The organism is Kaistella sp. (assembly GCF_049588135.1).
Classification (GTDB): Bacteria; Bacteroidota; Bacteroidia; order Flavobacteriales; family Weeksellaceae; genus Kaistella.
Window position 1 is genome coordinate 1 of the sequence record NZ_JBAVFG010000044.1, and the last position, 10312, is coordinate 10312.

Sequence of the window (10312 nt, forward strand, 5' to 3'; positions counted from 1 at the left end):
GATTATGTGAACGAAAAAAAATATTGGGAAGAAGGTTCGCCATGGAAAATCGAAGACGGAAAAACCACTTCTAAAATCGTGAAACAAGGCTATGAATCGGAGATTGCAAAGTTTAAACCCGAAAGTCCGGAAGGAATTGATTTAACAGAAGAAATTTTAAAAGCACCAAAAGCCATTCTTATTTTTTCTTATCAGCCAGGAAATATAGATCCAGAACTTTTAGCAAAAACGGAAGCAAAAATAAAAGCCGAAAAAGGCGCATTTATTTTGGGAGTTTCTACCAGTCCAAATACTTTTAAAACCATCAACAATGCAATGATGGACGGCACTGCGATTAAAACAATTGCGAGAAGTAATCCGTTTGTTTTAATTTTAGAAAATGGAAAAATTGTAAATAAAAAGCCTGCAAAAGACTTTTTGAAAGACTGAAACGTTAAATTTTGAACATTAAACTTTGAATTAAAAATATGCAAAAATCAAATAAATCAATCGCAGGTTATCATCTTTTAATGATACTCTCTTCTGTTGATGGGGAATTCGCACCAGAAGAAGGATTAAAAGTTCAGGAATATTTAACCGAAGAATTTCCCTTTAAAATGAATTTGGATAATGAACTGGAAGTTATCGCAACATTACAACCCGAAGAATGGAGAGATCATTTTGAATTCCATGCAAGATGTTTCCACGATGATTCTACCGAAAAAGAAAGAATAGCTTTCGCAAAATTCGCCAAATCATTAATCAAAGCTGATGATGAAGTGACGGAAAGAGAACACCAGTTTTATAAACTTTTGAAAAATATTTGGAAACTATAATTTAGTTTCGGGTTCAAGGTTTCAAGTTCTAATTATAATTATAATTTGCAATCTTGAAATCTTAAACTTTGAATTTTAAACTTTAAATAAAAAGATCCATGAGAAAAAATATCGTCGCAGGAAACTGGAAAATGAATAAAAACGTGATTGATGCACAACAATTGATGTTTCAATTATTAGAATACAAAAAAAATAACGCCACCAATTGCGAAGTTTGGATTGCGCCGCCGTCTTTATATCTAATGATGGCAAAAGATTTATACGAAAACAACGAAATCGGAGTTTTTTCGCAAGACATGAGCGAGCATGAAAGTGGTGCTTTCACGGGCGAAATTTCTGCAGAAATGTTAGAGTCTATTGATGCAGATGGCTCATTAATCGGACATTCCGAACGAAGACAATATCATGGCGAAACTGATTCGCACTGCAACAGAAAAGTGAAATTAGCTTTGGATAAAGGCTTAATTCCAATTTATTGCAACGGAGAAACCTTGGAACAAAGAAAATCCGGCAAGCATTTAGAAGTGGTAAAAAACCAAACCGAGACTGCTCTCTTCTCTTTATCTGCAGAAGAAATTAAAAAAGTGGTGATTGCTTACGAACCTGTTTGGGCAATCGGAACGGGCGAAACTGCGACTCCAGAACAAGCACAGGAAATTCATGCACACATCCGAAATCTCATCGCAAACAAATATGGAAAAGAAGTTGCCGACGAAATTTCAATTTTATATGGTGGTTCTGTGAAACCTGAAAATGCCAAAGAAATTTTCTCTCAACCCGATATCGATGGCGGTTTGATTGGAGGAGCTGCCTTGAAAATTGATGATTTTGCGAAGATTATTGAAGGGTTTAATGCTTAAATTTTAATATGAAAAAAACAATTATTCTTGGAACATTTTTATTTGGTGGGTTTCTGTTTTCTCAAGTTAAAATTCCACAAAAATCCTCCAAAGGACTTATTAATACTTCGACTGATTTAAAAATAAATTACACCAATTTAGTTTTTGAAAAAGGAAAGATTACATTTTTAAATACGGAAACTGGTAAAGAAGAATTTCTGTATGACAATTCTATCAAAAGTATTGTATTTGATTCTGAACCAATTAATGGGACTTTAACTGAAATTGACTCACCTAAAGTAGAAACAAAGTCAGAAAACGCTTATCAACTCAATGTGAATCAACCAACAACAATTTTGAAAGCCAACGATTTCATCAATAATGACGATTATATTAAGGCAAAAAAATTGAGTCAGCTTGGTACTGGTTTTCTAGCTGGAGGTGGAGCTTGTTTTTTGGTTGGTGGAATTCTCAATCTATCTTCAGCTTCTGAAACAGTAATTTCACCAAATCAAAATATCGAATCAAAAGGGAGTCCTGTTCCACTGATTATTGGATTGGCAGGAATGGGAGCTGGATTAATTATGAAAATTTCGGGCAGTTCTCAAATGAAAAAAATAAAAAATAAGACTGCTTCAAATTTAAAACCAGCAAATGAATATTTTGTTGTTACAAACAATAATGGTTTGGGCATAAAAATGAACTTCTAAAGTTCGTAATTCGTTTTAAAATTTGAAAATAATTTATTAAAAAAGAGAGAACATTCCTTTGAGGCGTTCTCTCTTTTTTTATAAAAATCTTAAGATTTATTTATCCTTTTTTCTTTCCAAAACTTCATCCACCATTCCGAAATCTTTAGCTTCGGTGGAAGTCATCCAATAATCTCTGTCAGAGGCTTTTTCAACCCACTCGTAAGTTTGCCCGGAATGTTCTGAAATGATATCGTATAATTCTTTTTTCAGTTTTAGCATTTCTCTCAAATTAATTTCCATATCGCTCGCAACACCTTGTGCACCACCACTTGGCTGATGAATCATCACCCGGGAATGTTTCAGTGCAGAACGTTTTCCTTTTTCGCCAGCAACCAAAAGAACTGCGCCCATTGAAGCAGCCATTCCTGTACAAATTGTCGCAACATCTGGTTTAATAATTTGCATGGTATCGTAAATTCCTAAACCTGCATACACACTCCCACCAGGAGAGTTGATGTAAATCTGGATGTCTTTCGAGGCATCAGAACTTTCCAAGAAAAGCAACTGAGCGGTCACGATATTCGCAACTTGATCATCAATTCCCGTTCCGAGGAAAATAATTCTGTCCATCATCAAACGCGAGAAAACGTCCATTTGAGCAACGTTCAAGCGTCTTTCCTCCATAATATACGGCGTCAGATTGGTTGGTCCATACATTCCCATATATTGATCCGTTGCCAATCCACTGTTTCCTAAATGTTTTACAGAGAAATCTCTGAACTCTTTTTTAATATCCATTATCTAATTTTTTGCATTATGTAGTTTACAATTTTTGTTCCCTAAAAAAACTATGCCCTTTTGTCAGTTGTCGGTTCAATTTTTTATTAATTTCGCTTAGAAGACTTTTTAATATCATAATTTTTTTCACCAATTCATAGTACTCTTCTGGATTTTCATCCCTTACCGAATCTAATTTTTTCACGATATCATAAATCATCTTTTCAATAAAATGACTTTTATGAATGAGAATATCATCTTCAATTTCTGCCTCTAATTTATCGCCAGGTTTGGGCGGAAAAATATTACTTTTTTCCCAATTGCTTAATTCGTCATCTCCGATAATTGCATTCGAAACTTTAGAAACAATAGTTTCATCCATTAAAGTTAAGAAAAAATTACTTTGAATAATTTCATTATTGGCCAATCCGTTTTTTAATTCTTCAATTATTTTTTCATTAATTGGCGATTGTGCTTCATAATTATCTTCATTAAAATGGCTGATGATTTCCTCAATCACCGTAATTTTAAACGGTTGATTATCGGCATCTGATTTTTCTAAAACCCGATCTCCAAAGTTAAGCATATGTTTCACCAACTTTTCCTCTAATTCCAGCAAAGGATTTACCGAAATTGTAGTTGGCGGAACAATTTCCATTTTCGGTCTTTCTTGTGGCTCCGCTCTTTGTTGTGGTGAAAATTGTTGATTCTGAATTTGTTTCTGAACATTCAGTTCATTAAAAAGTGATTGCTCAGAAAGTCCGAATTTCGTGGCAACTTCCTTTAAATAAACTTCCTGCTTCAAAGCATTTTTCACAAATGCTACCGATTTTACAATATCCCGAATAGATTCCGCTTTTTTTATCGGATCATCCCCTGCTTCTTTTAATAAAATATCTGCTTTAAAATCAATGAAATCTTTTGCCTGATTTTTAATAAAATCTTCTACATATTGTTGCGGATGTTTTCTGGAGAAAGAATCGGGATCGTCGCCATCTGGAAATAGTAAAATCCGAATATTCATTTCCTCGGCGAGCAATAAGTCAATACTTCTAAAACTGGCTTTTATTCCAGCAGGATCACCATCAAAAAGAATGGTAACATTTTCGGTCAACCGCTTAATCAATTTAATCTGATCGACTGTTAATGCCGTTCCTGAGCTTGCTACAACATTTTCAATTCCACTTTGGTGAAGAGCGATCACATCCATATAACCTTCAACTAAAAGGCAAAGATTCGTTTTAGAAATCGCTTGTTTCCCTTGGCTTAAACCATAAAGAACACTCGATTTATGATAAATTTCGGTTTCTGGAGAATTAAGATATTTTGCCGTTTTTACATTATTCTTGAGAATTCTGGCACCAAAACCTAAAACTCTGCCCGAAAAACTATGAATGGGAAACAAAACCCTTTCCCGAAAACGGTCGATGCCGTTCGGTGCATTTTCCGGGAAAATAGAAAGTCCCGATTTCTCCAGAATTTCTTTTGAATATCCTTTATTTAAAGCAAATTCTGTAAACGCATTTCGTTGTTCTGGTGAATATCCAAGTTGAAATTTTTTGATAATATCATCCCGAAGTTCCCGTTCTTTAAAATAGGAATAAGCGATCGTCGTTCCTTCTTCAGTTTCAAAAAGTTGATTTTGGAAAAAATCATTCGCAATCTCATGAATTTTATAAAGCAATTCTTTATCGGTTTGCGCCTGTTTTTGCTCTTCGGTAAGTTCACGAATATCCTCTTCAATTTCGATTCCGTATTTTTTAGCCGCATGTTTCAGCGCTTCTGGATAGGTGAAATTTTCAATTTCCATTAAAAAAGAAATTGCGGTTCCACCTTTTCCGCTGGAGAAATCTTTCCAAATCTGTTTGCTCGGCGACACTACGAAACTCGGCGATTTTTCATCGTGAAAAGGACTTAATCCTTTAAAGTTAGAGCCTGCCCGCTTCAATTGTACATATTCGCCGATGATTTCCTCTACCCGAACAGCAGAAAATATCCTATCGATTGTTTGCTTAGAAATCATTCGGTAAAAATAGGAAATAAGTTTTTGTTTTCCTCATAATTTTAAGCGTTTCGATTCCCAAAACTTATTAACAAATATTACTAAAACTCATCTTGAATTATACTTTTCACCAATCGAGTTGAAGACTTTATATTGATGAATAGAGAATAATGATCATAGAATAAAAAAAATTGGAATCTCTTTTATCAGCACTGAATAAAAATTCAATAAATTTGACCCAATATTTCTATTTGCAATGAAAAAACTCCTACTCGCTTCCATCATCACTTTTTCACTGATGATGAACGCACAAAAAAAATACGTTCTTGTGATTCACGGTGGTGCCGGAACCATCTTAAAATCAAACATGACCGCCGAAAAAGAAAACGCTTACAGAGCAAAACTTACAGAAGCGTTGAAAGCTGGATATGCTGAAATTAAAAAAGGGAATTCTTCTATCGATGCAGTTGCAGCTTCGATTATCGTCATGGAGGATTCACCATTATTCAATGCTGGAAAAGGCGCAGTTTTCACTGCTGATGGGAAAAACGAACTCGATGCAGCAATGATGTATGGGAAGGACAAATCTGCTGGAGCAATTGCTGGTGTACACACCATTAAAAATCCTATTAAAGCAGCAATTGCGGTGATGCAAAAATCTGAACATGTGATGTTATCAGGAGTTGGCGCAGAGCAATTTGCAAAAGAACAAAATTTAGAAATCGTAGATCCATCTTACTTTTGGACAAAAGACCGTTGGGATGGTTTGCAAAAACTCAAACAGAAGGAATCATCAAATACATCGAAAAAAGTCTCCCAAAACACTTTACCAGAATCTTACGAAATCGATCAAAAATTCGGAACTGTTGGCGCAGTTGCTTTAGATAAAGCTGGAAATATCACGGCTGGAACTTCAACAGGTGGAATGACCAATAAGAAATATGGCAGAATTGGAGATGCTCCAATTATTGGCGCTGGAACTTATGCCAATTCTCAAGTTGGAATTTCTGCAACTGGTTGGGGAGAATATTTCATCAGAGCAACAGCTGCCAGAACGATTGCTGCGAAAATGGAATATCAAAATAAAGATATTAAAACGGCAACTCAGGAAACCATCGACGAAATTGGAAAAATGGGTGGCGATGGCGGTTTGATCGCTTTAGATAAAGACGGAAATATTGCAATGCCTTTTAATACCGCTGGAATGTATCGCGGAGCAATCACCGAAGATGGAGAAATTACGATTGAAATCTATAAATAAATATGGAATTTAAAATTGATAAAATTGAAGATTGGCAAAAGATTATCGACCAAATTCTGCCAGAACTTCAACATAACATTCTTTTATTAAAAGGAAATCTCGGTGCAGGAAAAACAACTTTCACACAATTTCTGTTAAAAAATTTAGGCAGTCAAGATGAAGTATCCTCTCCTACTTATGCGATTGTGAATGAATATGATACCCCGCAAGGAAATGTTTTTCACTTTGATTTGTACCGAATGAAATCGGCTGATGAAGTTGAAGATATTGGCATTTACGAATATCTCGACAACTCCTTTTTATGCATTATCGAATGGCCTGAAATATTTGAAGAGGAAATCTCTGATTTACTCCATCACGAAATGAGCATCGAAAATAAAGGCGAATACCGAGTCATTAACTTCCGTTAGAATTTATTCAATTAATAATCAAATCATCGTATCTTTGCGTACTGTTTCTTTAGAATTAGCAGCCTTATCAAAACTTATAAAATGAGTCATACCCACATTTTTACGCCATTTTCTGAACAGGAATTATTGCCACAAGAAGAAAAACTAGAAATCGTTAAAAAAGAAAAACAATTCAGTATAGGCATTCCAAAAGAGACTTGCCTTAACGAAAGGAGGACTTGTATCACCCCAGATGCAGTACAAGTTTTAGTTGCAAACGGACATCATATCATTGTAGAGTCGGGAGCAGGTGAAGGTTCTTTTTTTACCGATTTACAATATTCTGAATCAGGAGCGATAATCACTCAAAGTCCGCGAGAAGCCTTTGAGCAAGATTTGGTTTTAAAAATAAATCCTCCTACTGAAGACGAAATTGAAATGCTAAAAATGAATACCTATTTGGTTTCTGCTTTACAAATTAATTTGCGTGACAAAGAATATTTCAAAAAATTATCAGAAAAAAAAATAAATGCTGTTGCCTTTGAATTTATCGCCGATGAGTACAAGCAATTAACTTTAGTAAGATTGATTGGCGAAATTGCAGGAAGTATTTCTATTCTTTATGCTGCTGAATTACTGGCACTTTCGAACGGATTAATGCTAGGTGGGATTACCGGCGTTCGACCGACAGAAGTAGTTGTTATCGGTGCTGGTATTGTAGGTGAATTCGCTACCAAAGCGGCTTTAGGTCTTGGCGCAAGCGTAAAAGTTTTTGACAATTCTTTATCGAAACTCCGTCGTTTACACATGATGGTTGATGGGCGTGTTCCTACCTCTATTATTGATCCAAAGGAATTAACCAAGAGTTTAAAAAGAGCAGATGTCGTTATTGGTGCACTTGCAAAATCAAGCAATACGCCAATTGTTACTGAAGAAATGGTCATTGGAATGAAAAAAGGCAGTGTGATTATCGACGTGACTATTGACAATAGAGAAATGATCGAAACCTCAGAATTGACCGATATGGAAAATCCATATATCATTAAACACGGCGTAATTCACTGTGGCTTACCCAACTTGACTTCGAAAATGCCGCGTACCACAACGAAAGCAATTTCTAATTTCTTCCTTTCTTATCTTTTGAATTACGATGAAGAAGGCGGTTTCGAAAACAGACTTGTTCATCAAAATGAGATGAAGCAATCACTTTATATGTACAAAGGGCGTCACACCAAAAAAGTAATTTGCGACCGTTTCGGTCTTACGTATCACGATATCAACCTTTTAATTTTTTAAATGAGAAAAATCAAATTCTTCTTACTGGGATTAATTCCCGGACTGATTCTTGTGTTTTTTATTCTAAACAAAAAAGGAGCAAGTTGTAGTGGATACCTTCCTAATTCAAGGGTTATTGCCGAAACATTATCAAAAGAATTTAACTATTCGGATCGTTTTAAAGCGGAAATGGAATTTCTGAAAATTGACAAAAAATTTCTAAAAGACAGTATTCTTACCAAAGGAAATATCGATTTCGAAAAAAGTGATGCACAGAAAAAACCTTGCCCGAGTTATATTTTGACTTATCCAAAGAAAAATCCACGATACGAAATTGGATTTGAAAAATGCACAGAAGAATCGAATTTTAAAAGTCTGAAAAAATTATAGTAACCCCGGTATTTACAAATAAACAGCTATGAAATTAACCATCATCGGTGTCGGTTTAATTGGTGGGTCGATTGCCTTAAAATTACGTGAAAAACATTTTGTAGATTACGTTTATGGCGTTGATCAAAATGAGCAGCATTTGGTAGAAGCAAAAGAACTTGGCATTATCGATGAAAGTTTATCGTTGAAAAATGCAATCCAAAATTCTGATTTAATTATTCTTGCCATTCCCGTAGATTCTACCAGAAAAGTATTGCCGGAGATTTTGGATTTGGTTAATGAAAATCAAACCGTAATGGACGTGGGTTCTACCAAAGCTGGAATCGTAAAAGGAGTTGAAAATCACAAAAATAGAAATCGTTTTGTGGCTTTTCATCCGATGTGGGGAACAGAAAATTCCGGTCCAAAATCTGCGATATCAGATAGTTTTGCGGGAAGAGCTGGTGTAATTTGCGACCAGGAAGCTTCTGCACCAGATGCTTTGAAAATGGTAGAGCAAGTTGCAGAAAATCTAGAAATGAATCTGCTTTATATGGAATCTGAAAGTCACGATATTCACACAGCTTATATTTCTCATATTTCTCATATTACTTCTTATGCTTTGGCAAATACTGTTCTGCAAAAAGAACGCGAAGAAGACACTATTTTCCAGTTAGCCAGTTCAGGTTTTTCGAGCACGGTTCGTTTGGCGAAATCACATCCTGAAATGTGGGTTCCAATTTTCAGACAAAATAAAGAAAATGTATTAGATGTTCTTAATGAGCACATTACGCAGCTTCGAAAATTTAAATCGGCGCTGGAAAAAGAGAACTATGATTACTTGGAAGAATTAATTCGGAATGCAAATAAGATAAGAGGGATTCTTCGATAGTCGCTCCTTAACAACTTTGCATTTTTCTCAGATTTGGTTTGAAAAAGATAAATTGAAAAGTAAGTAAAAGATTATTTAAATTTTTAGTATTGATTTCCCCATGTTTCGCTGAAAAATAACCTGATGTTGTTCGAAACTTAATTAAACTTAAAATTTTCACAAGTGACTAAATTTTGTGAAATAAATGTTTTTATACCCAAAAAACATCTTTATATTATACATTTTTTTGAGTTTCATCCCAACAATTGCACATTTTTTGCTTATTTTCGTGTCCTAATTGGCTTACACAAATGGTTTACGATTTAGAACAAGAAAATAAAGAAATTCTCGCGAGGTATAAAGATTTAATTACAAATACCTACCGCAATTTGAATGAGGAACAAAACAAACTCATCCGAAAAGCGTTTGATATTGCTTTAGATGCGCATAAAGATCAACGCAGAAAAACGGGCGAACCCTATATTTATCACCCAATTGAGGTAGCAAAAATAGTAGCAAACGAGATTGGGCTGGGCGCAACATCCATCGCATGTGCACTTCTTCACGACGTTATCGAGGATTCGGATTATACGTACGACGATCTCAAAAAAATATTCGGAAAAAAAATTGCAGATATTGTGAATGGGCTGACCAAAATTGCGGTCATGAATCACCAAAATATTTCCATTCAATCTGAGAACTACCGTAAGCTTTTACTCACTCTTTCCGAAGATTTCCGAGTGATTTTAATTAAAATCGCGGATCGACTTCACAATATGCGAACGCTGGAAAGCATGACGCCTCAGAAGCAGAAAAAAATCGCATCGGAAACGGTTTATATTTATGCACCACTCGCCCACCGACTTGGTTTATATAACATCAAATCAGAATTAGAAGATCTTTCTTTAAAATTTAATAATCCTGAAGTCTATTTGGATATTTCTTCAAAATTAGAACTTGCGAAAGAAAACCGCGAGAAATACATTGAAGAATTTAAAAAAGAAGTATCGGAACAATTAGAG

11 protein-coding genes and 1 pseudogene are annotated in these 10312 nt (G+C 35.0%); 10 read left to right on the forward strand and 2 right to left on the reverse strand.

Features of this window, described 5'->3' with window-relative positions; translation table 11 throughout:
- The 4 genes and pseudogenes from WBY99_RS02490 to WBY99_RS02505 all read left to right on the forward strand — a co-directional run.
- Window positions 1-429 (forward strand): annotated as a pseudogene (locus WBY99_RS02490) (BT_3928 family protein); the annotation flags it as partial.
- A 38-nt stretch (window positions 430-467) separates the two neighbouring features.
- Window positions 468-815 (forward strand): TerB family tellurite resistance protein, encoded by a 348-nt coding sequence (locus tag WBY99_RS02495; RefSeq protein WP_423974770.1) that lies wholly within the window; start codon window positions 468-470, stop codon window positions 813-815.
- 98 nt (window positions 816-913) lie between these two features.
- On the forward strand, window positions 914-1675 hold the full coding sequence (gene tpiA, locus WBY99_RS02500) for a triose-phosphate isomerase (protein WP_423974771.1): 762 nt from the start codon (window positions 914-916) through the stop codon (window positions 1673-1675).
- Window positions 1676-1683: 8 nt separating this feature from the next.
- A complete protein-coding gene (locus WBY99_RS02505) occupies window positions 1684-2364 on the forward strand; it encodes a hypothetical protein (protein ID WP_423974772.1) in 681 nt (226 codons plus the stop codon).
- Between the two features lie 96 nt (window positions 2365-2460).
- Here the strand turns inward: WBY99_RS02505 and clpP are convergent, their stop codons facing one another.
- Together clpP and dnaG are read right to left on the reverse strand one after the other, a co-directional pair.
- Window positions 2461-3144: an ATP-dependent Clp endopeptidase proteolytic subunit ClpP gene (clpP, locus tag WBY99_RS02510; RefSeq protein WP_423974773.1), complete on the reverse strand. Its 684-nt coding sequence runs from the start codon at window positions 3142-3144 to the stop codon at window positions 2461-2463.
- Between the two features lie 25 nt (window positions 3145-3169).
- Window positions 3170-5146, reverse strand: coding sequence for a DNA primase (gene dnaG, locus WBY99_RS02515; RefSeq protein WP_423974774.1), 1977 nt, complete (start codon window positions 5144-5146; stop codon window positions 3170-3172).
- Between the two features lie 235 nt (window positions 5147-5381).
- Between dnaG and WBY99_RS02520 the strand changes: the two genes are divergently transcribed.
- The 6 genes from WBY99_RS02520 to WBY99_RS02545 form a co-directional block, all read left to right on the forward strand.
- Window positions 5382-6386 carry an isoaspartyl peptidase/L-asparaginase family protein gene (locus tag WBY99_RS02520; RefSeq protein WP_423974775.1) on the forward strand — a complete coding sequence of 335 codons (1005 nt, stop codon included), beginning with the start codon at window positions 5382-5384 and terminating at the stop codon, window positions 6384-6386.
- 2 nt (window positions 6387-6388) lie between these two features.
- Window positions 6389-6796, forward strand: coding sequence for a tRNA (adenosine(37)-N6)-threonylcarbamoyltransferase complex ATPase subunit type 1 TsaE (tsaE, locus tag WBY99_RS02525; RefSeq protein WP_423974776.1), 408 nt, complete (start codon window positions 6389-6391; stop codon window positions 6794-6796).
- An 81-nt stretch (window positions 6797-6877) separates the two neighbouring features.
- Window positions 6878-8071 carry an alanine dehydrogenase gene (locus WBY99_RS02530; protein ID WP_423974777.1) on the forward strand — a complete coding sequence of 398 codons (1194 nt, stop codon included), beginning with the start codon at window positions 6878-6880 and terminating at the stop codon, window positions 8069-8071.
- Window positions 8072-8440, forward strand: coding sequence for a hypothetical protein (locus tag WBY99_RS02535; RefSeq protein WP_423974778.1), 369 nt, complete (start codon window positions 8072-8074; stop codon window positions 8438-8440).
- 28 nt (window positions 8441-8468) lie between these two features.
- Window positions 8469-9311 (forward strand): prephenate dehydrogenase, encoded by an 843-nt coding sequence (locus tag WBY99_RS02540; protein WP_423974779.1) that lies wholly within the window; start codon window positions 8469-8471, stop codon window positions 9309-9311.
- Window positions 9312-9601: 290 nt separating this feature from the next.
- Window positions 9602-10312: HD domain-containing protein (locus WBY99_RS02545; protein ID WP_423974780.1), on the forward strand; the 711-nt coding region annotated here is incomplete at its 3' end.